The sequence below is a fragment of the Rhodococcus triatomae genome, from assembly GCF_014217785.1.
In the GTDB taxonomy this organism is placed as follows: Bacteria; Actinomycetota; Actinomycetes; order Mycobacteriales; family Mycobacteriaceae; genus Rhodococcus_F; species Rhodococcus_F triatomae.
Genome location: NZ_CP048814.1, coordinates 3,990,529 through 4,012,384 on the forward strand (window position 1 = coordinate 3,990,529; position 21,856 = coordinate 4,012,384).

The 21,856-nt window shown below is 69.2% G+C and carries 18 protein-coding genes and 1 pseudogene; 18 read left to right on the forward strand and 1 reads right to left on the reverse strand.

Going from position 1 to position 21,856, the window contains the following annotated elements; all coding sequences use genetic code 11:
* The first annotated feature begins 96 nt into the window (after nt 1–96).
* The 17 genes and pseudogenes from G4H71_RS18985 to trmD all read left to right on the forward strand — a co-directional run bounded on the left by G4H71_RS18985 (nt 97) and on the right by trmD (nt 18,414).
* Nucleotides 97–384, forward strand: coding sequence for a helix-turn-helix domain-containing protein (locus G4H71_RS18985; RefSeq protein WP_072739650.1), 288 nt, complete (start codon nt 97–99; stop codon nt 382–384).
* A complete protein-coding gene (locus G4H71_RS18990; RefSeq protein ID WP_072739648.1) occupies nt 381–1,622 on the forward strand; it encodes a type II toxin-antitoxin system HipA family toxin in 1,242 nt (413 codons plus the stop codon). The genes G4H71_RS18985 and G4H71_RS18990 overlap by 4 nt, the downstream gene beginning before the upstream one ends.
* Before the next feature lie 115 nt (nt 1,623–1,737).
* Nucleotides 1,738–1,878: pseudogene (locus G4H71_RS18995) on the forward strand (zinc finger domain-containing protein); the annotation flags it as partial.
* A gap of 76 nt (nt 1,879–1,954) precedes the next feature.
* Nucleotides 1,955–2,407 carry an OsmC family protein gene (locus G4H71_RS19000; RefSeq protein WP_072739646.1) on the forward strand — a complete coding sequence of 151 codons (453 nt, stop codon included), beginning with the start codon at nt 1,955–1,957 and terminating at the stop codon, nt 2,405–2,407.
* A complete protein-coding gene (locus tag G4H71_RS19005) occupies nt 2,404–2,715 on the forward strand; it encodes an acylphosphatase (RefSeq protein ID WP_072739644.1) in 312 nt (103 codons plus the stop codon). Before G4H71_RS19000 ends, G4H71_RS19005 begins: the two co-directional genes overlap by 4 nt.
* Before the next feature lie 58 nt (nt 2,716–2,773).
* Entirely contained in the window at nt 2,774–6,391 is a 3,618-nt protein-coding gene (gene smc / locus G4H71_RS19010; RefSeq protein WP_072739643.1) for a chromosome segregation protein SMC, read from the forward strand.
* Nucleotides 6,392–6,455: 64 nt separating this feature from the next.
* Complete coding sequence (ftsY, locus tag G4H71_RS19015) at nt 6,456–7,877, forward strand: signal recognition particle-docking protein FtsY (protein ID WP_072739641.1); 1,422 nt, start codon at nt 6,456–6,458, stop codon at nt 7,875–7,877.
* A gap of 218 nt (nt 7,878–8,095) precedes the next feature.
* Nucleotides 8,096–9,352 carry an ammonium transporter gene (locus tag G4H71_RS19020; RefSeq protein ID WP_072739687.1) on the forward strand — a complete coding sequence of 419 codons (1,257 nt, stop codon included), beginning with the start codon at nt 8,096–8,098 and terminating at the stop codon, nt 9,350–9,352.
* 117 nt (nt 9,353–9,469) lie between these two features.
* Nucleotides 9,470–9,808 carry a P-II family nitrogen regulator gene (locus G4H71_RS19025; RefSeq protein WP_072739639.1) on the forward strand — a complete coding sequence of 113 codons (339 nt, stop codon included), beginning with the start codon at nt 9,470–9,472 and terminating at the stop codon, nt 9,806–9,808.
* Complete coding sequence (locus G4H71_RS19030) at nt 9,798–12,332, forward strand: [protein-PII] uridylyltransferase (RefSeq protein ID WP_072739686.1); 2,535 nt, start codon at nt 9,798–9,800, stop codon at nt 12,330–12,332. Before G4H71_RS19025 ends, G4H71_RS19030 begins: the two co-directional genes overlap by 11 nt.
* A 74-nt stretch (nt 12,333–12,406) precedes the next feature.
* Entirely contained in the window at nt 12,407–13,981 is a 1,575-nt protein-coding gene (ffh, locus tag G4H71_RS19035) for a signal recognition particle protein (RefSeq protein ID WP_072739637.1), read from the forward strand.
* A gap of 2 nt (nt 13,982–13,983) precedes the next feature.
* Complete coding sequence (locus tag G4H71_RS19040) at nt 13,984–15,069, forward strand: amidohydrolase family protein (protein ID WP_072739635.1); 1,086 nt, start codon at nt 13,984–13,986, stop codon at nt 15,067–15,069.
* Between the two features lie 170 nt (nt 15,070–15,239).
* Nucleotides 15,240–16,196 carry a hypothetical protein gene (locus G4H71_RS19045; protein WP_072739634.1) on the forward strand — a complete coding sequence of 319 codons (957 nt, stop codon included), beginning with the start codon at nt 15,240–15,242 and terminating at the stop codon, nt 16,194–16,196.
* A gap of 233 nt (nt 16,197–16,429) precedes the next feature.
* Nucleotides 16,430–16,888, forward strand: coding sequence for a 30S ribosomal protein S16 (rpsP, locus tag G4H71_RS19050; protein WP_072739632.1), 459 nt, complete (start codon nt 16,430–16,432; stop codon nt 16,886–16,888).
* On the forward strand, nt 16,885–17,127 hold the full coding sequence (locus G4H71_RS19055) for an RNA-binding protein (protein WP_072739630.1): 243 nt from the start codon (nt 16,885–16,887) through the stop codon (nt 17,125–17,127). Before rpsP ends, G4H71_RS19055 begins: the two co-directional genes overlap by 4 nt.
* Before the next feature lie 10 nt (nt 17,128–17,137).
* Nucleotides 17,138–17,683, forward strand: a complete 546-nt coding sequence (gene rimM, locus G4H71_RS19060) for a ribosome maturation factor RimM (protein ID WP_072739629.1) — start codon at nt 17,138–17,140, stop codon at nt 17,681–17,683.
* Between the two features lie 11 nt (nt 17,684–17,694).
* Nucleotides 17,695–18,414 carry a tRNA (guanosine(37)-N1)-methyltransferase TrmD gene (gene trmD / locus G4H71_RS19065; RefSeq protein ID WP_072739627.1) on the forward strand — a complete coding sequence of 240 codons (720 nt, stop codon included), beginning with the start codon at nt 17,695–17,697 and terminating at the stop codon, nt 18,412–18,414.
* A gap of 5 nt (nt 18,415–18,419) precedes the next feature.
* On the opposite strand, the gene G4H71_RS19070 is transcribed toward trmD, so the two are convergent.
* Entirely contained in the window at nt 18,420–19,367 is a 948-nt protein-coding gene (locus G4H71_RS19070; protein ID WP_072739625.1) for a serine hydrolase, read from the reverse strand.
* 74 nt (nt 19,368–19,441) lie between these two features.
* On the opposite strand from G4H71_RS19070, the gene G4H71_RS19075 reads away from it, so the two are divergent.
* Complete coding sequence (locus G4H71_RS19075; RefSeq protein ID WP_174561883.1) at nt 19,442–21,796, forward strand: Tex family protein; 2,355 nt, start codon at nt 19,442–19,444, stop codon at nt 21,794–21,796.
* Nucleotides 21,797–21,856 lie beyond the last annotated feature (60 nt).

Consider the following 21,856-nt stretch of genomic DNA (forward strand, 5'->3'; position numbering starts at 1 on the left):
TCACCCGCCCGATCACGGTGGTTGTTATGCCTAGTATTGTCGCCGCATCATCTGGTTATGACTGGTATCCTCGTCTTATTGAAGAGGGAGCGTGTCATGGCTGGATACCGGATCGACCGAGAACTCACCGAATTCGGCAAGCACGTGCGTGGCTGGCGCATGGTCCTGGGGCTCACGGCGCAGCAGGTGGCTGAGCGCGCCGGCATCACCCGCGATACCCTGCGCAAGATCGAGTCCGGAGACGCGGGCGTGGGCTTCGGGAACGTCGCGCAGGTGCTGCGCGCCCTCGGCGTGCTCGACCAGGCCGTCGAGGCGGTCGACCCCCTCGGCAGCGACATCGGTCGCCTGCGTGCCGGCAACCTCGCGAAGAAGCGGGCGCGATGACCACCGTCGAGGTCTTCGTCGACCGGGCGAGTGGGCCCGTCCTGGTGGGTCAGGCGCATTTCACCAGACAGCGCAGACAGATCTCCACGACGTTCCTCTATGACCCGGGCTACCTGGCAAACGACGGGACGAGTATCGACCCCGCGCTGCCGCTGGTCACGGGCGCACAGCACCAGTCCGGGCTGGTGCGGGCCTTCGCGGACAGTGCGCCCGACCGATGGGGCCGGAACCTTGTCGTGAAGGCGGAACGCGCTCGCGCCCGTGAGGCGCATCGAGCGCCGCGGCAGTTGGACGACCTCGATTTCCTCCTGGGCGTCAGCGACGACACGCGCCAGGGAGCCCTGCGGTATCGGCTCGTCGGCGGCACGGCGTTCGTCGGCGAGCCGTCGCATGTCCCGCAGCTGGTCTCGCTCCCGGCCCTGCTGCGTGCCTCCGACGAGCTCGCCTCGGACGAGGACCCCGCTGCCGCCGTCAAGCAGTTGCTCGACACGGGTACGACCGGCCTGGGCGGCGCGCGTCCCAAGGCGTCGGTGCGCCTCGACGATGGCGCGCTGGCGATCGCCAAGTTCCCGCACTCCGGCGACCGATGGGACGTCATGGGGTGGGAGGCGACGGCGTTGGATCTGTTGGAAGCCGCGGGAATCAGGACGCCTCGTCGGCGGCTCACTCGAGTAGGGGAGCGTGGCGTGCTCATCCTGCGGCGGTTCGACCGCACGGACGAAGGGCACCGGGTCGGCTACATCAGCGCCATGACCGCGTTGGGCGCTTCGGACGGTGACCACCGCGACTATGCCGAAATCGCCGGAGCCGTGCGAGACCTCTCACTCTCGCCCAAGGCGGACCATCATGAGCTCTTCGCCCGCGTCGTCGCATCAGTTGCCCTGGGAAACACGGACGACCATCTTCGAAACCACGGCTTCCTCGCCGATCGCCGTTCCTGGACGCTGAGTCCGGCCTTCGACGTGAACCCCAATCCGGACTCGTGGCTGACTCGGTCGACGTCGATCATGGGCGCAGACGGCTTGCCGGATGAGGTCGACGCTCTGCTCGCCTTCGCCGAGGAATGCGGTCTGACGCCCGATCGAGCCCGGGCACGGATGCGCTCGATCGCAACTGCACTGGCGACCTGGAAGGAACAAGCGCGCTCGAACGGCATCCGGGAGCGGGAGATCGCGATGATGGCCGACTCGATCGAACCTCGCTTGGAGGCTGTGACTGGTATATCGACCACGGCGTGAGTGCAGCGCGAGCGACTCGTCGCGCGTCGGCGAGACCGGGCAGCCTGCCAGAGTTTCGGCGTTACCAGCGGAGAGCAGTGTCCCGAAGGCGAAACAGCAATGTCGAAAACATCTGGAGTGGGGGTACTTCGAACGTTCACTGAATGCCTACGGCCGGGAAGAGGAGCCGTGCAGGCGTTGCGGCGCGGCGATCCGCCGGGTGAAGTTCATGAACCGCTCGTCGTACTTCTGCCCGAAGTGCCAGAAGCGGGGTTGAATCTCGCAGCCACGGACCGTACTGCCGTCCGCGTCCGCGATGTGGCCGCGAACGGGCGGGTGGCAAGATTGCGGGCATGGCTGAGCAGACTCCCACCTCGCAGGATCAGAACCAGGCCCCCACCTCGCTGTGGGTGGAGCGCACCGGAACTCGTCGCTACACCGGGCGCAGCTCGCGGGGCGCAGAGGTCCTGATCGGCTCGGAGGACGTGCAGGGTGTGTTCACCCCCGGCGAGTTGCTCAAGATCGCGCTCGCGGCGTGCACCGGAATGAGCTCGGATTTCCCGCTCTCCCGTCGGCTCGGGGACAACTACGACGCGACCATCCGCGTCTCCGGTGCCGCAGACCGGGAACGCGAGGTGTACCCGAAGCTCGACGAGGTGCTGCAGCTCGACCTCAGCGAACTCGACGCCGATGCCCAGGAGCGGTTGCTCACCCTCGTCCAGCGCTCCGTCGACAAGGTCTGCACCGTCGGCCGGACCCTGAAGGCTGGTACCGAGGTGACACTGACCATCGAGAAGGACGCGTGACCGCACACGGTGCGGGCGGGTCCGGCGAGACGGCGGACCCCGCGCGGCTCACCGCATGGGTACACGGGTTCGTGCAGGGTGTGGGGTTCCGCTGGTGGACGCGCTCGCGTGCCCTCGAGCTGGGGCTCGTCGGGTACGCCGCCAACCAGCGGGACGGCCGGGTGCTCGTGGTGGCCGAGGGCCCCCGCGCACAACTCGACCGACTGCTGGAGGCGCTCCGCTCGGGAAACACCCCGGGATCGGTGGACCTGGTGGTCGAGAGCTGGGATCCGCCGCGGGGCGATCTGACGGGCTTCGTCGAGAGATGACCGGCCGATCCGGCCGCTTGGTCAATCTCGGACACCACCGCAGGTAAGCTCGACCGTCATGCACTTGAAGAGTCTGACGCTCAAGGGTTTCAAGTCCTTCGCGTCCGCAACGACTCTCCGGTTCGAACCAGGCATCACCTGTGTCGTCGGTCCCAACGGATCCGGCAAGTCCAACGTCGTCGACGCGCTGACCTGGGTCATGGGGGAGCAGGGCGCGAAGGCGCTGCGTGGCGGCAAGATGGAGGACGTCATCTTCGCCGGCACCGCGGGCCGCGCCGCGCTCGGCCGTGCCGAGGTCACCCTCACCATCGACAACTCCGACGGCGCCCTCCCGATCGAGTATTCCGAGGTCTCGATCACGCGGAGAATGTTCCGTGACGGCGCGGGTGAGTACGAGATCAACGGCAGTTCCTGCCGCCTGATGGACGTACAGGAACTGCTCAGCGACTCCGGAATCGGTCGCGAGATGCACGTCATCGTCGGGCAGGGCCGGCTGGCCGCCATCCTCGAATCGCGCCCCGAGGACCGGCGCTCCTTCATCGAGGAGGCGGCAGGCGTCCTCAAGCACCGCAAGCGCAAGGAAAAGGCCGTCCGCAAGCTCGATGCGATGCAGGCCAACCTCGCCCGGCTGAACGACCTCACCGCCGAGCTGCGCCGCCAGCTCAAGCCACTCGGGCGCCAGGCCGAGGTGGCACGGCGCGCCCAGACGGTGCAGGCCGATCTGCGTGACGCCAAGCTGCGTCTCGCCGCCGACGATCTGGTGACCCGCCGGACCGAACTCGCCGATCAGAAGCAGCGTGAGCAGCTCGCACGCGAGCAGCACGACACCGTCACCGAGGCGCTCGACGCGGCGAATCTCGAGCTCGCCGCCCACGAACGGGCACTGGCCGAGCTCACTCCCGGTGCCGACGCGGCGGCGCAGACGTGGTTTCAGGCGTCGGCTCTGGCCGAGCGGGTCAACGCCACCGTGCGGATCGCCGCCGAACGCGCGCGCCACCTCGACGAGCAGCCGGACAGTGGTCGCGGCGACGACCCGGACGCCATGGAAGCGCGGGCGGATCGCATCGCCCAGGAGGAGGCCGAGCTGCGCGAGGCCGTCGAGATGGCGCGGGCGACGCTCGACGCCGCCCGGGAACAGCTCGCCGACGGTGAGGAGGCGGCTGCGGCCGCCGAGCACGCACACATGGCCGCGGTGCGCGCCGTGGCCGACCGGCGAGAGGGCCTGGTGCGGCTCACCGGGCAGGTGGAGACACTGCGTACCCGGACGGAATCGGTGCAGGCGGAGGTCGCGCGGCTGACCGTGGCGATCGACGAGGCGCGGGCCCGCGGACACGAGGCCCAGGCCGAGTTCGAGACGGTCCAGGAGAGGATCGGGGAACTCGACGCGGGCGAGCTCGGATTGGACACCCACCACGAGCGGGCCGTCGAAGCACTGAAGCTGGTGACCGATCGAGTCACCGAGCTCCAGCAGCAGGAGCGGGCTGCAGGCCAGGAAGTGGCCTCGTTGCGCGCGCGGATCGACGCCCTGTCGATGGGACTCGAGCGGCGCGACGGTGCCGGGTGGCTCCTCGAGCATCGCGGCGGTGCCGGCATCACCGGGACTCTGGCCGACGCGCTGCGGGTGCATCCCGGGTACGAGGTGGCGGTGGCCGCGGCGATGGGTCCGGCAGCCGAGGCGGTGATCGCCGAGTCCGTCGACGCCGCACGCGGGGCCGTCGAGGCACTGCGGACGCAGGACGGCGGCAGGGCCGCCGTGGTGGTCGGCGGGGTCGTGGCACCGGCGACGCCGGCCCCGGTGAGCGGCGGGACGTGGGCGATCGACGTCGTCGAATGCCCGGAATCGTTGCGGTCGGGTCTGGCCGCGCTGCTGGGCGCGGTCGTGGTGGTGGAGGACGCGGACGCGGCCGTGACGGTGGTCGCCCGACATCCGGAACTGCGGGCCGTCACCCGGGCCGGTGACCTGTACGGCACCGGTTGGGTCAGTGGCGGCTCCGACCGGGCACCGAGCACGCTCGAGGTGCAGGCCGCGGTCGACAACTCGCGTCGGGACCTCGAACGTGCGGAGAGGCAGGCCGAGGAGTTGTCGGCGGCACTGTCCGGAGCGCTCGCCGAGAAGGAGGCGCGGCAGGAGAGCGCCGAGCAGGCGCTGGCGGCGCTCAACGAGTCCGATGCCGCGATCTCCGCGATCTACGAGCAGCTCGGCCGGCTCGGCCAGGCGGCGAAGGCCGCACACGCCGAGTCCGATCGGCTCGCGGCGCAACGCGAACGTGCCGAGCACGGACTCGAGGACACCGCGGAACAACTCGCCGAACTCGAGGAACGTCTGCGCCTCGCCGAGCAGGACGGCGGCGGACTCGAGGAGGACACGGCCGGGCCGGACACCACGCGCGGCGAGCGTGAGGCCGCAGCCGCGGCGTTGACGGAGCTGCGTGCGATGGAGGTGGAGGCGCGGCTGGCGGTCCGTACCGCGGAGGAGCGCGCCGAGTCCGTGCGAGGAAAAGCCGATTCGCTGCGCCGCGCCGCACAGGCCGAGCGGGACGCGCGGGCCCGTGCCGAGCGGGCCCGGCTCGCCCGCCGGAACGCCGCCGCGGTCGCGGCGGCGGTGGCCGAGGCAGGCCGCAAGGTCGCCGACCATCTCGGCACGGTGGTCGAGACCGCGATGGCGCACCGGGACGAACTGGCCCGGGCCCGCTCCGAGAGGTCGGCTCAGCTCGACGACGTGCGCGGACGGGTCCGCGACCTGACCGCGCAACTGTCGTCCCTGACCGACACGGTGCACCGGGACGAGGTCGCGCGAGCACAGGTCGCGCTGCGGATCGAACAGCTCGAGGAGTCGATCACCGAGCAACACGGAATCGGTCCGGACGATCTGGTCGCCGAATACGGCCCCGACGTGCCGCTTCCTCCGTCCGCACTCGAGATGGCCGAGTACGAGCAGGCGAAGGAGCGCGGCGAGCAGGTCACCGTGCCCGCTCCGGTGCCCTACGAGCGCGCCGCGCAGGAACGCCGCGCCAAGCGCGCCGAGAAAGATCTGGCGACACTCGGCAAGGTCAACCCCCTCGCCCTCGAGGAGTTCGCGGCGCTCGAGGAGCGCTACAACTTCCTGTCGACCCAGCTCGAGGACGTCAAGACCGCCCGCAAGGACCTACTGGACGTGGTGGCCGACGTCGACGCCCGCATCCTGCAGGTCTTCACCGAGGCCTACGAGGACGTCGAGCGCGAGTTCGTGCAGGTGTTCGCGAAGCTGTTCCCCGGCGGCGAGGGGCGTCTGGTGCTCACCGACCCGTCGGACATGCTCACGACCGGTATCGAGGTGGAGGCACGACCTCCCGGCAAGAAGGTCAAGCGACTGTCACTGCTGTCGGGCGGGGAGAAATCGCTCACCGCGGTCGCCATGCTGGTCGCGATCTTCCGGGCACGGCCGTCGCCGTTCTATGTGATGGACGAGGTCGAGGCAGCACTGGACGACACGAATCTGCGTCGCCTGATCGGGTTGTTCGAGCAGCTGCGGGAGAAATCGCAGCTGATCGTCATCACGCACCAGAAGCCGACGATGGAGGTCGCCGACGCCTTGTACGGGGTGAGTATGCGCGGCGACGGCATCACCACCGTGATCTCACAGCGTCTGCGGGGGCAGGACCTGCAGGTCGGTGCGGGCGTGGCTGCCGAGTCCTGACTCGGCGACATCGCCCTGAGGTGGGCGTTCGTCCGCGCGTGCCCGGGCCTGAAACAATGGCGCGGTGACTACCGGAGCTTGGATCGCCCTCGCGGCCGCATTGGCCGTCCTCCTCGTCGTCCTCGTCGTCGGCCTCGTGCTGTACCGGAGGCGGCGCATCTCGCTGACGGCCACGGAGAAACCGTCGGCCGGTGCGCCCGAGATCGATCGCTCCGGCGGCTATCAGGCGGGCGGTGGGTTCAACTTCAGTCAGGGGCCGACCGCGACGGCCGAGCCGCCGGCACCCCCGGCACCTTCGGCACCCCCGGTCAGCGCGGCGCCACCGGTTCCTCCGGCGGCCCCGACGCCGGCGCCGGAGGCTCCGGAAGAAGTTCCCGAGACACCCGCTCCCGTCGAGGAGACCCCCACGGAGGTGCCGCTGGCGGACGTTGCGCCCACCGACGTCACACCCACCGAGGTCACACCCACGGAGGTCACGCCCACCGAGCCGACAGCCCCCACGACCGAGTTGGTCGAGGTGGAGCCACTGGCGCCCGAGTCGGACCGCCCGGTCCTGGACGAGATCGCCCCGACGAGCGGACGGCTCGAGCGTCTGCGCGGACGCCTGTCGCGGTCGCAGAGCGCCATCGGCAAGAGCGTGCTGGGACTGCTCGGCGGCGGCGACCTCGACGAGGATTCCTGGGAGGAGATCGAGGACACGCTGCTCATCGCGGACCTGGGCACGGCGACGACCACGAAGGTCGTCGAACGTCTGCGTCAGGAGATGGCGGCGCGCAGCGTGCGCTCGGAGGCCGACGCCCGTGCCCTGCTGCGTGAGGTCCTCGTGGACGAACTGAAGCCGGATCTCGACCGGTCCGTGCGGGCGCTCCCACATGACGATCACCCCGCCGTGCTCCTCGTCGTCGGCGTCAACGGGACGGGAAAGACCACCACGACGGGCAAGCTCGCGCGCGTGCTCGTCGCCGACGGACGCCGGGTCGTGCTCGGTGCGGCCGACACCTTCCGCGCCGCGGCGGCCGATCAGCTGCAGACGTGGGCCGAGCGCGTCGGTGCCGAGGTGGTCCGCGGCAAGGAAGGCGCGGACCCTGCCGCGGTGGCGTTCGACTCCGTGGCGCGCGGCATCGACGAGGGCGTCGACGTGGTGCTCATCGACACGGCCGGGCGTCTGCACACCAAGACCGGCCTCATGGACGAACTCGGCAAGGTCAAGCGGGTCGTCGAGAAGAAGGCGTCGGTGGACGACGTCCTGCTGGTTCTCGACGCGACGATCGGCCAGAACGGTCTCGCCCAGGCTCGGGTGTTCTCCGAGGTCGTCGACATCACCGGCGTCGTGCTCACCAAGCTCGACGGGACGGCGAAGGGCGGCATCGTCTTCCAGGTGCAGCACGAGCTCGGCGTACCGGTGAAGCTCGTCGGTCTCGGCGAGGGTGCGGACGATCTGGCACCGTTCGAGCCGGGTGCGTTCGTCGACGCTCTCCTCGGTTAGGCACCGCTCCCGCGGCGGATATTCGTCCCGAGACCGGCTGCCGGGTGTCCGGTAACGCGATCGCAACAACCAGCGGAAGCCCGTTCACGCCGATGCAACAAAGCTGAGTCGCAGCCGAAACATCGTCCAACGAGGCTGTTCCCCGACGACGCGCTGAGTGGCGCGGCCTATCAGGGAGGTTGTTCGTGTTGGATTTGGACACCGGCAATACCGCGTGGATGCTGATGTCGGCATCCCTGGTGTTGCTCATGACTCCGGGACTTGCGTTCTTCTACGGCGGGATGTCCCGCCAGAAGTCCGTGCTGAACATGATGATGATGTCGTTCGGCGCGATGGCCGTCATCGGCGTGATCTACGTGCTGTGGGGCTGGTCGATGTCCTACGGCACCGAGAGCGTCGGCGGAATCTTCGCGAACCCGTTCGAGATGTTCGGGCTGCAGGGCGCGATGTACGACGAGTCGGGTGAGTTCATCCTGAGCGACGGTCTGCCCGTCGTCGTCGACATCGGATTCCAGGTCACCTTCGCCATCATCACGACGGCACTGATCAGTGGTGCACTCGCGGAGCGGGTCAAGTTCGGTTCCTGGCTGCTGTTCGCGGGCGTCTGGGTCACCCTGGTCTACTTCCCCCTCGCCCACATGGTGTGGGGTGGCGGCTTCCTCTCGGGTGCCGAGAACAGCCTCGCGTCGTGGATCTTCGGCACCGTCGACGACGGTGAAGGCGGCCTGATGGCTGCGGTCGAGCCCGTCGACTTCGCCGGTGGCACGGTCGTCCACATCAACGCCGGTATGGCTGCCCTCGTGCTCGCACTGATCATCGGCAAGCGCGCCGGCTTCGGTAAGACGGCCTTCCGTCCGCACAACCTGCCCTTCGTCATGCTGGGCGCTGCGCTGCTGTGGTTCGGCTGGTTCGGGTTCAACGCCGGCTCCGCCTACGGCGCCAACGGCGAGGCGGGCCTGGCCTGGGTCAACACCACCTCCGCCACGGCCGCCGCGATCCTCGGCTGGCTGCTCACCGAGCGGATCCGCGACGGCAAGGCCACCAGCCTCGGTGCCGCGTCCGGCACGGTTGCGGGTCTGGTCGCCATCACCCCGGCTGCGGGATCGCTGAGCCCGGTGGGCTCGCTCGCTCTCGGCGCCGTCGCCGGCATCCTCGCTGCTCTCGCGGTCGGACTGAAGTACAAGTTCGGTTACGACGACTCGATGGACGTCGTGGGCGTCCACCTCGTCGCCGGCCTGTGGGGCACGGTCGCGATCGGCGCCCTGGCCACCGACGGCGGACTCTTCTACGGCGGCGACTTCAAGCTCCTCGTGGTCCAGATCGCCATCGCACTGTTCGCGGTCCTGTTTACCGCAATCCTCACCGCGATCATCGCTTTCGCCATCAAGCCGCTCGGCTGGAGGGTGTCCGACGAGGACGAGGCCCGCGGCATCGACGAGGTCGAACACGCGGAGACCGCGTACGACCTGGTGTGATCAGCAAGGTAGAAAAGTCCGTATCGGATACCGACTGACACCGAGTACTGCCAACATCGGGTACTGAGGGCCATCGGGTACTTGAAGACACTGAGAGTTTTGGAAGGGGCAGGAATAATGAAGCTGATCACGGCAATTGTCAAACCGTTCACTCTCGAGGACGTGAAGACGGGTCTCGAGCAGGCGGGCGTGCTTGGCATGACCGTCAGCGAGGTCCAGGGCTACGGCCGCCAGAAGGGGCACACCGAGGTGTACCGCGGCGCCGAGTACTCGGTCGATTTCGTGCCGAAGGTTCGTGTCGAGGTCGTCGTCGACGATGCTGCGGTCGACAAGGTCGTCGAGGTCATTGTGGAGGCTGCCCGTACCGGAAAGATCGGTGACGGCAAGGTGTGGGTGTCCCCGGTCGAGGCCGTGGTCCGTGTCCGCACCGGGGAACGCGGTGCGGATGCACTCTGACCCGAACGGGTCCGGCAAGCTCGGCCCTGACCCTTCCCCTCGCGGGGAGGGGTCGGGGCCGCTTGCGTCGAACTCCACTCACGACGATGCCGCCGACCTCACCCGCGCACGCGCTCAGCTGCTCGGCGGGGCACGCCGCGGGGGCGGCACCCCCGCGCGGCGACTCGATGCTCCTGCGCTGCGGCAGGCGCTGGTCGACCTGCACGAATTCTGGTTGACCACCAAGGCCGCCGAACTGGGCGTCAAACCCGACTGCGGGTTCGCGTTGGTCGCGGTCGGCGGCCTCGGCCGACGGGAGCTGCTCCCGTACTCGGACCTCGACCTGGTCCTGCTCCACGACGACATGGATCCCGCAGTCGTGGCCGAGGTGGCCGACCAACTCTGGTATCCGCTGTGGGATTCGCACGTCAAGCTCGACCACAGTGTGCGAACCATCGCCCAGGCCCTCCAGGTCGCGGCGGCGGACATTCCCGCAGCTCTGGGGATGCTCGAGGCCCGGCACATCGCGGGCGACATGGAGTTGAGCAACCTGCTGATCAGCGGAGTCCGCCGCCAGTGGCGGACCGACATCCGCAACCGCTTCGACGATCTGATCGCCCAGACGGAGGATCGGTGGTCGCGTAGCGGCGAGATCGCGCACCGCGCCGAGCCGGACCTCAAGAGCGGCCGCGGTGGACTGCGGGACGTACAGCTGCTCAACGCGCTGTCGGTCGCGCAGCTCACCGACGGTGTGCCGGGCCTGGTGCCGGAATCGCCGGGAGGCGGACTCGCGGCTGCACATCGCCGGTTGCTCGACGTCCGGACCGAACTGCACCGGGTCGCCGGTCGCGGCCGCGATCAGCTCCGGGCCCAGGATGCCGACGAGATCGGCGCGGCGTTGCGGATCGGGGACCGCTTCGATCTCGCTCGCACCCTCAGCGACTCGGCACGCACCATCAGCTATGCCGTCGAGGTGGGGATCCGGACGGCGGGCAACGCGTTGCCGCGTCGTGGTCTCTCCCGGCTCCGGCGCCCACCCGTCCGGCATCCGATCGACGAAGGTGTCGTCGAGCACGCCGGCGAGGTGGTGCTCGCCCGGGATGCCCGTCCGGCCAAGGACCCGGCTCTGGTCACCCGGGTTGCGGCAGCATCCGCCGCATCCGGGCTGCCGATCTCCGCGTCGACGCTCGGACGCCTCGCCGATCACGCTCCGGAGTTGCGCGAGCCGTGGCCGAAGGAGGCATTGAACAATCTCCTGGTGCTGCTCGGATCGGGGCACCGCGCCGTCGCAGTGGTCGAGGCACTCGATCGGACGGGGCTGTGGGGGCGGCTCCTGCCGGAATGGGGTGCGATCCGGGACCTGCCGCCGAGGGATGCCGTGCACACGTGGACGGTGGACCGGCACCTCGTCGAGACCGCGTCGTACGCGAGCGCGCTCACCACCCGGGTGTCCCGCCCGGATCTGCTCATGCTGGGCGCGCTGGTCCACGACATCGGCAAGGGACGCGGTGGAGACCACAGCGTGGTCGGCGCAGACCTCGCCACGCAGATCGGTCGGCGGATGGGACTGTGGCCGTCGGACGTGGCGACGCTCTCCGCGATCGTCCGGCACCACCTGCTGCTTCCCGATACCGCGACTCGGCGGGATCTGGACGACCCCGACACCGTGCAGGCCGTCGTCGACGCGTTGGGTGGCGACGGTGGCCTGCTCGAACTCCTCCACGCCCTCGCGGAAGCGGATTCCCTCGCCACGGGCCCGGGGGTGTGGGGCGAATGGAAGGCATCCCTCATCGGTGAACTGGTTCGCCGATGCCGGTTGCTGATGGCGGGGGAGACGCTGCCCAGCCCGGATCCGATCGACCCGGCGCACGTGGAGCTCGCGGCGGACGGCGGGATCCACGTCGCCATCGAGCCTGCCGAGAACCCGCACACCTGGACCGTCACCGTCATCGCCCCGGACCAGCCGGGCCTGTTGTCCAAGGCCGCCGGCGTCCTCGCGTTGCATGCGCTGCGCGTGTACTCGGCGTCCCTGGGCAACCACGAATCGTCGGCGATCAACTCGTTCGTCGTCTCCCCGCGGTTCGGCACCCCGCCGGAGGCCGGGCTGCTCCGGCAGGAACTGGTCCGAGCGCTCGGAGGTGAACTCGACCTTCTCGACCTGCTGGACGCGAAGGAGGCCGAGGCGCGGGAGGTGCAGCGGCTCGCCGTCGGCGACGAACGTGTGGAGGCGGTCCCGGTCCTGTATGCACAGGCGCCGCCGCGGATCCTGTGGTTCGACACGGCGGTTCCGCACCAGGTCGTGCTCGAGCTTCGAGCCCAGGACCGGCTGGGGTTGCTGTCCCGGCTGGCCGCGGCGCTCGAGCGCAGCCGTGCCGACGTGCGCTGGGCACGGGTGTCGACCCTCGGATCCTCGGTCATCGACTCGTTCTGTCTCGATCTCGGGGACAGCGACAGCCGGGAGCTCCGTGAACAGATCGAGCGGGGCGTTCTCGACGTGGTACCGAAGCCCGAACCCGCGAAGCCGGAGGCCACCGGGGCTGCGTGAGTCCCGGGGCCGGCGGAGCCGCTACGCTGGTCTCGAGACTTCACCTCCACTGCAGACCCCGAGGAGCGCTTTCGGTGTTCGAATCCCTTTCCGACAGGTTGACAGGTGCCCTCAAGGACCTGCGTGGCAAGGGGCGGCTGTCCGGAGCCGACATCGACGCCACCGCCAGGGAGATCCGGCTCGCACTGCTCGAGGCGGACGTGGCACTGCCCGTGGTGCGTTCCTTCATCGCCCGGATCAAGGAACGCGCCAAGGGCGCCGAGGTGTCCGCGGCACTCAACCCCGCCCAGCAGGTCGTCAAGATCGTCAACGAAGAGCTCGTCGGCATTCTCGGTGGCGAAACCCGACGGCTGCAGTTCGCGAAGACCCCGCCGACGGTGATCATGCTCGCCGGCCTCCAGGGCTCCGGTAAGACGACGCTCGCGGGCAAGCTCGCCAAATGGCTGAAGGACCAGGGCCACACTCCTCTGCTGGTGGCGTGTGACCTGCAGCGGCCCGGTGCCGTGCAGCAGCTGCAGATCGTCGGCGAACGTGCGGGAGCGGCGGTGTTCGCCCCGCATCCGGGGACGTCGGTCGGCGGCGGCGACAACGCGCTCGGCGTCTCGGCGGCCGATCCGGTGGACGTCGCACGGGCGGGTGTCGACGAAGCGCGGAGCAAGCAGTACGACGTCGTCATCGTCGATACCGCCGGTCGGCTCGGTATCGACAGCGAGCTCATGGCGCAGGCGGCGGGCATCCGCGATGCGGTGCAGCCGGACGAGACGATCTTCGTTCTCGACGCCATGATCGGTCAGGACGCCGTCAGCACGGCGGAGGCCTTCCGTGCGGGTGTGGGCTTCACGGGCGTCGTGCTCACCAAGCTCGACGGCGACGCCCGCGGTGGCGCCGCGCTGAGTGTCCGCGAGATCACCGGTGAGCCGATCCTGTTCGCCTCCACCGGCGAGAAGCTCGAGGACTTCGACGTCTTCCACCCGGACCGGATGGCCAGCCGCATCCTCGGCATGGGCGATGTGCTCAGCCTCATCGAACAGGCCGAACAGGTCTTCGACCAGCAGCAGGCCGAGGCGACCGCACAGAAGATCGGTTCCGGCGACCTCACCCTCGAGGATTTCCTCGAGCAGATGATGGCCGTGCGCAAGATGGGCCCGATCGGCAATCTGCTGGGGATGCTGCCGGGTGCCGGTCAGATGAAGGATGCGCTCGCAGGCGTCGACGAGAAGCAGCTCGACCGGGTGCAGGCGATCATCCGCGGAATGACGCCGGACGAACGTGCCAACCCCAAGATCATCAACGCCTCCCGGCGGTTGCGTATCGCGAACGGCTCCGGGGTGAAGGTCTCCGACGTCAACCAGCTGGTGGACCGCTTCTTCGAGGCCCGCAAGATGATGGCGGCCATGGCCGGCCGGATGGGAATGCCCGGATCGCGCAAGCAGCAGCGGTCCAAGAAGGGCAAGAAGGGCAAGAAGGGCGGGCGCGGTCCGACTCCGCCGAAGGTCAAGGGTGGTTTCCCCGGAGGGTTCCCGGGCGGTATGCCCGGTGGAATGCCTGCCGGTATGCCGGACCTGTCGAAGATGCCGAAGGGGCTGGACGAGCTGCCGCCGGGGCTCGAGGGCCTCGACCTGTCCCAGCTCAAGCTGCCCAAGAAGTAACCGTGGCCGCGTGGCACCTGCGGGGTACGGAGCTGCCCGGGGGTGAACCGGTCGACCTGTGGATCGACGGAGACCGGATCTCCCGCACCGAGATCGCCGGGGCGCAGACTCTCCGTGACTCGGGGTGGATCGTTCCCGGCCTGGTCGACGCGCACTGCCATGTCGGGATTCGCTTCGGCGGGGGCGGCGGCGAGAGCGTCGACGGCCTCGTCGCCCAGGCCGAGACCGAACGGGACAAGGGCGTACTGCTGATCCGCGACGCCGGGTCGCCGGTGGACACCCGGTTCGTCGACGGTCGTCGGGATCTCCCGCGAATCATTCGGGCCGGGCAGCACATCGCGGCACCGAAGCGCTACATCCGCGGACTGCCGGTCGACCTCGAGGACGAGTCGCAGCTTCCCGACGAGGTGGCGCGGCAGGCCCGGGCCGGCGACGGATGGGTCAAGCTCGTCGGGGACTGGATCGACCGGTCCGTCGGCGACCTCACTCCGCTGTGGAGTGACGAGATACTGGTCGAGGCGATCGCGACGGCGCATCGCGAAGGTGCGCGCGTGACGGCGCACGTGTTCGGCGAGGACGCCCTTCCCGGGTTGCTCGCCGCCGGTATCGACTGCATCGAGCACGGCACGGGTCTGACTGCCGACACCATCGAGACGATGGCCGAGCGCGACGTGGCGCTGGTGCCGACGTTGGTCAACATCGCGACCTTTCCGGACATCGCCGACTCGGCTTCCCGCTTCCCGCGGTACGCCGCACACATGCGGGACCTGCATCGACGCCGCTACGCGACGATCGGTGCCGCCCGCGAGGCCGGGATACGGATCTTCGCCGGGACCGATGCCGGGGGATCGATCGTGCACGGCCGGATCGCCGACGAGGTCGCCGAGCTCGTCACGGCGGGGGCGAGTCCGACGGACGCGCTGGGTGCGGCGGCGTGGGACGCCCGTACCTGGTTGGGCCACCCGAATCTCGAGGACGGCGCCCCGGCCGATCTCGTCGTCTTCGCCGACGACCCGCGCAGCGGCCCCGCCGTCCTGGGTGCCCCGGACCTGGTCGTCCTGCGCGGTGACGTCGTCGTCCGCCCCTGATCCCCTGGGTGAAGGTGGCCTTCGGCTGATCTGACCGGTCAGATGGTCCCTTCGCCCGCGGATGGGGCCCGAGGATGGGTCCTCTGTCCCCAGGTTCCCGCCGTCCACAGACATGTCGTGAGTGCGCGTTCTCGACGATGCCCCGCCCCGGACCAGGACATGCTCACCGCATGCGTAGAGGCGAGTGGGGGCGGGTGGATCCGGGTGAACTGTGGCGGTGGAGCCGGCACGGCATCGTGCGTGTCGCGGATCTGCGCGCCGAGGGAATGTCAGGCTCGGCGATCGACCGCCGCTGCGCCCCGGGCGGACCGTGGCAGCGGATCCTCCCCGGATTGATACTCCTGCACAACGGCGTGCCGACGGGTCGGCAACGCCGAGCTGCCGCGGTGTCGTACGGACGGTCCGGGGCGATGCTCACGGGCCGGTCGGCGATGTCCGAGCACGGATACGAGGCGACGGAGTCGAGTGTCGTCCACCTGCTGATTCCGCACACGCGGCGTATCGCGTCGAGGAGTTTCGTGACGGTCGAACGGACGACCGCTCTCCCGACACCGGTGCACCGGGAGGGGCTCGCGTGTGCGCCGTTGGTGCGCGCCGTGACGGATGCGGCGCGACGCTGCTCGTCGATACGTGCGGCAACCGACCTGCTCGCCTCGGTGGTGCAGCGCGGGGATGTCGATCCGGCACAGCTCCTCGTCGAACTCGATCACGGGAGTCGTCGAGGTACCGCGATTCCACGTCGAGCGCTCGACGCGGTCCGGGCCGACGTGCACTCGGTCGCAGAAGCGGAGGCTCGGGCGTTGTGGCGCGAGAGCGGACTGCCGGAGATGATCTTCAACCCCGACATCGTCGACGGTCGAGGAGCCTTCGTCGCGCGGCCCGACGGGTGGTTCGACGACGTCGCCCTGGCGTGGGAGATCGATTCGGTCGGCTGGCACCTCTCACCGGGCGACTACGCCTGCACGATGCAGCGACGGGCTCGGATGCAGCGCCACGGGATCATCGTCCTCGCGACCCAGCCGGCGCGGCTCCGCAGCTCTCCTGCGGAGATCATCGCCGACCTGCGGGCGAGCTACGAGCTCGCCAGGTCGCGCCCCCGCCCGGACATCTCCGTCGCGCCGGGGTGAAAGTGCCCTATGCACTCTCAGACCGGTCGAATGGTCCCTTCACCCAGAGGGGAGGGGCGGGCGGTTTTCCGGAACCGGGGCGCGTCTGGCAGAATGAACGGCTGTCGTCGCATCCGGTTCCGTACCGCGCGGCGGTCACAGGAAAGAGGCAAAACCGGTCGTGCCATCCGGGCACTTCGCTGAATTGCACGTGACATGCGCAGGTTCCTGCGCGCCCAGAAGGAGACACAGCAGTGGCTGTCAAGATCAAGCTCACCCGGCTCGGCAAGATCCGCAACCCCCAGTACCGGATCGTCGTCGCGGACTCTCGCACCCGTCGCAACGGTCGTGCGATCGAGACCATCGGCAAGTACCACCCCAAGGAAGAGCCGTCGCTGATCGACATCGATTCCGAGCGCGCTCAGTACTGGCTCGGTGTGGGCGCGCAGCCCACCGAGCCCGTCGAGGCGCTCCTGAAGATCACCGGTGACTGGCAGAAGTTCAAGGGCCTGCCCGGCGCCGAGGGCACCCTGAAGAAGAAGGAGCAGGGCCCCACGAAGCTGGAGCTGTTCCAGGCCGCGCTCGCGCAGGCCGAGAGCGAGCCCGTCGCCGAGGCCGTCACCCCCAAGAAGAAGAAGGCCAAGGCCGAGACCGAGTCGGCCGCCGAGGCGCCTGCTGCGGACGCCGAGTCCTCCGAGGCTGCTGACAAGTGAGTGCCGTCGTTGCCGATGCCGTCGAACACCTCGTTCGCGGCATCGTCGGCAGTCCCGACGAGGTCCGGGTGGAGCTGATCACCGGACGCCGCGGGCGCACCGTCGAGGTGCACGTGCACCCCGACGATCTCGGCAAGGTCATCGGCCGTGGCGGACGCACCGCGACGGCGCTGCGCACGCTGGTCACCGGCATCGGTGGCCGCGGTATCCGTGTCGACGTGGTCGACACGGATCAGTAAGCGCGCCGGGATGGATCTCGTCGTCGGCCGTGTCGCGAAGTCGCACGGTATTCGCGGTGAACTGGTCGTCGAGGTACGTACCGACGAGCCGGAGGACCGTTTCGCCGTCGGCAGCGTGCTGCGAGGGCGCAGGCCGCGCGACGAGCGCACCGAGTCGTACACGGTGGAGGCCGTCCGGGAACACTCCGGGCGGCTTCTGCTGCGTCTGCGCGGAATCGACGACCGCACGGCCGCCGATGCCCTGCGGGGAGTGCTGTTCGTCATCGACTCCGGGGAACTCGAACCCACGGACGATCCGGACGAGTTCTACGATCACGAACTCGAGGGTTTGACGGTCCGGTTGGCCGACGGCACCGAGGTCGGCACCGTCACGGAGGTATTGCACTCCGCGGCAGGCGAACTGCTGTCCGTGCGCCGTGTCGGCGACGACACCCACGAGCTGCTGGTGCCGTTCGTGTCCGCGATCGTGACGTCCGTGTCGACCACCGACGGCACCGTCGTCATCGAGCCGCCCGAGGGGCTGCTCGATCCCGATTTCGGCGAGAGCGGACGTTGAGGCGACGGCCGATGCGTATCGACGTCGTCACCATCTTCCCCGAGTATCTCGAGCCGTTGCGAGTTGCCTTGCTGGGCAAGGCCATCGACAAGGGACTCATCTCCGTCGCGGTGCACGATCTCCGGGACTGGACTCACGACGTCCACAAGGCGGTGGACGACTCTCCCTACGGCGGTGGCCCGGGCATGGTCATGAAGCCGTCCGTGTGGGGCCCGGCCCTCGACGACGTCCTCGCCGTGGCCGACGCCCGGCCGGATGCGGGAGAGGACCCGCTGTTGGTCGTTCCGACCCCGGCCGGTGTCCCGTTCACCCAGTCCACCGCGCACCGGTGGGCCGGGGAGAAGCGGCTGGTGTTCGCGTGCGGGCGCTACGAGGGCATCGACCAACGCGTGTTCGACGATGCCGCCACCCGGGTGCGGGTCGAAGAGGTGAGCATCGGCGACTACGTCCTGATCGGTGGCGAGGCGGCCGTTCTCGTCATGGCCGAGGCCGTCGTCCGCCTACTTCCCGGAGTTCTCGGCAATCAGCAGTCCCACCAGGAGGATTCGTTCTCCGACGGGCTCCTCGAGGGACCGAGCTACACGCGTCCGGCCACCTGGCGCGGACGGGACGTGCCACCGGTTCTGCTGTCCGGCGACCACGCGAAGATCGCGCAGTGGCGCCGGGAGCAGTCGCTGCTCCGCACCACGCAACGGCGTCCGGACCTGCTCGACGGCTCCGACCCGGCCTGATCCGGCTACGGGCGGCCCCAGTCGTCGACGGAGCCTGTGGGAAACAATGCCTCGATCACCCCGGTGACGGTCTCGCGTGCGTGCGCGGCGCTCTCGTCGTCCGTGGCGTCGACGTACGAGGTGTCCGGAAGACCGGGCACCCCGTCCTCGTACTGGACGTCCTCGGCGACTTCGACGACCACGACGTACCGGCCGCCGGGGCCGACGACTCCCGTAGACAGATGGATCCACTGCTCGTCGATACAGCACATCCATCCCTGCTTGACGGCGATGTCGGAGCCACCGAGGACCGCGGGGACCCCGAATCGCTGGTCGTACCCGTCTGCGGCCAGCGGCGTCCAGGCTCGGAGGTAGCCGAGGATGCGGTTCGTGCGCACCGGACCCAGCCCGTCGCGGTCGGCGAGGAGCAGGTCGTAGAACGTCGCGAGGTCGGTGACGGTCGTCTGCGTGTTCCACCACATCCCGTCCCACGGTTCGTGGGTGTCGTCGAGGTGATACCGGTCCGCGACCGCGGCCACCAGATCGGGTCCGTCGAGTTCGTCCCACAGCACGTCCGCGGCGAAATCGTCCGACGACGAGAGCATGCGGGCGAGCAACTCGCCGTCGTCGGTCGAGAATCCGCGTTCACCCGTGGCATCCAGATGGGAGAGTTCCGCCGCCACGAACAGTTTCGCGAGGGACGCGGTGAGGATGGGGTCCTTCTCGTGATAGCCGACGCGGTCACCGGTCTCGCGGTCGAGCAGGACCAGGGACACGCGCGCGTGCCGAGTGTTGGCCCACGTCTCCACGGCGTCGAGACGGTCGGTCAGGTCGGAGGCGATCGCCAGCGTGTCCGCGGCCTGCGGCCCGGGGGGCGAAGGAGACTCGCCGACGGCGCACGAGGCCGTCACACAGATGACCGCCAGCGTGGGAACGAGGACTCCGACGAAACGGCGCCCGGCATCGCCGAACATGGTGAGTGACTCCTCGTGGAACGCGCAACGGCCCTGACCGGATGCACTCCAGGATACCGGTAGGGTCGCAGACCGTGACTGCCAAGACCGTGAACCAGCGCATTGCCGAGGAACTCGACGTCCGGGAGAGACAGGTCGCAGCCGCGGTGGACCTGCTCGACGGAGGCTCCACGGTGCCCTTCGTCGCGCGCTACCGCAAGGAAGTGACCGGCGGCCTCGACGACGCGCAGTTGCGATTGCTCGAGGAACGGCTGCGCTACCTGCGTGAGCTGGACGAACGCCGGGATGCAGTGCTCGCGTCCATCGCGGAGCAGGGAAAGCTGGACGATCCGCTGCGCGCCCAGATCATGCTCGCCGATACCAAGGCGCGACTCGAGGACATCTATCTGCCGTTCAAACCCAAGCGGCGGACGAAGGCTCAGATCGCGCGCGAGGCGGGGCACGAGCCGGTTGCCGACGCGCTGATCGGGAACCCGGACACCGATCCCGCGCAGTACACCTCCGAACAGCTCGACGGGGCGCGGGCCATCCTGGTCGAGCGCATCGCCGAGGACGGTGACCTCGTCGGCGAGCTGCGTGAGCTGATGTGGAGCAGGGGCCGGCTCGTCTCCTCGGTTCGCGACGGCAAGCAGACCGACGGAGCGAAGTTCTCCGACTACTTCGAGTTCTCCGAACCCTTCACTTCGTTGCCGTCGCACCGCATCCTCGCGGTGTTCCGCGGCGAGAAGGAGGAGGTTCTCTCGGTGGCGCTCGCGCCGGACGCCGACGATCCCGTACCGGGGGAGCCGACGGTGTTCGAGGGGCGCATCGCCGCACGCTTCGACATCGCCGACCGCGGCCGTGCCGCGGACCGCTGGCTCCTCGATACGGTGCGCTGGGCCTGGCGCACGAAACTGCTGGTGTCGCTGGGGCTCGACGTGCGGATGCGACTGCGGAAGGCAGCGGAGCAGGACGCCGTGGAGGTGTTCGCGAACAACCTGCGGGATCTGCTGTTGGCTGCCCCGGCCGGCGCTCGGACGACGATGGGGCTCGATCCCGGCTTCCGCACGGGCACCAAGGTCGCCGTCGTCGACGGCACCGGCAAGGTGGTGGCGCACGAGACGATCTACCCGCACCAGCCCCACAACAAGTGGGACGCAGCCCTCGCGACGCTGGCAACCCTGGTCGCCCGGCACGGCGTGGAGCTCGTCGCGATCGGCAACGGGACCGCCTCGCGCGAGACCGACGCACTGGCAACCGAACTCATCACGAAGAGCAGCGCCGACGGTCTCACGAAGATCGTGGTGTCGGAGGCCGGGGCATCGGTCTACTCGGCATCCGAGTACGCGACGCGGGAACTGCCGGACCTGGACGTGTCGATCCGCGGCGCGGTGTCCATCGCCCGACGGCTACAGGATCCGTTGGCCGAGCTGGTGAAGATCGACCCGAAGTCGATCGGCGTCGGCCAGTACCAGCACGACGTGTCGGAGACACTGCTCGCCCGCTCGCTCGGAGCCGTCGTCGAAGACGCCGTCAACGCGGTCGGGGTGGACGTGAACACCGCGTCGGTGCCCTTGCTGTCCCGAGTGTCGGGCGTGACGTCGTCCCTCGCCGAGAGCATCGTCGCCCACCGGGACGAGAACGGGCCGTTCCGTACGCGCTCGGCCCTCGCGGACGTGCCGCGTCTGGGCCCCAAGGCTTTCGAACAGTGTGCGGGCTTTCTGCGGATCCCGGCGGGTGACGATCCGCTCGATGCCTCCGCCGTGCACCCCGAGGCGTATCCGGTGGTCCGACGCATCGTCGATGCCACGGGTGGAGACATCCGGGAAGTGATCGGCAATTCCTCGACTCTGCGCGCGCTCGATCCGGCGACGTTCGCGGACGATCGGTTCGGGCTCCCCACCGTCACCGACATCATCGGCGAACTCGAGAAGCCGGGACGGGACCCGCGGCCCGAGTTCACGACGGCGACCTTCGCCGCCGGTATCGAGAAGGTGGCGGATCTGCAGCCCGGAATGGTGCTCGAAGGCGTGGTCACCAACGTGGCCGCATTCGGTGCCTTCGTCGACGTCGGCGTCCACCAGGACGGGCTTGTCCACGTGTCGGCGATGTCCCGCAAGTTCGTCAGCGACCCGCGTGAGGTGGTCAAGTCCGGCGACGTGGTGAAGGTGAAGGTGCTCGAGGTAGATCTGCAGCGTCAGCGGATCAGCCTGACCTTGCGCCTCGACGACGAGGTGGGTGCGACCCGGGCCCGCGGCGAGCGGGACAAGAGCACGGGTGGTCCGCGTCCCGACGGGGACGGTCGGCGCGGCGGATCCGGTGGCCGGCGCGGCGGTGCCGGCCAGGGTGGCAACGGGGGACGGCCACAGGGCCGCGACCGCAAGGAGTCGCGCCCGGCCCCGGCGGGCTCGATGGCAGATGCATTGCGCAAGGCCGGGTTCGGTCGGTGACGGCGCCGTCCCGGTGCCTCGCCGCAGCGAGGCACCGGGACGGATAGGTCACGAACCGAA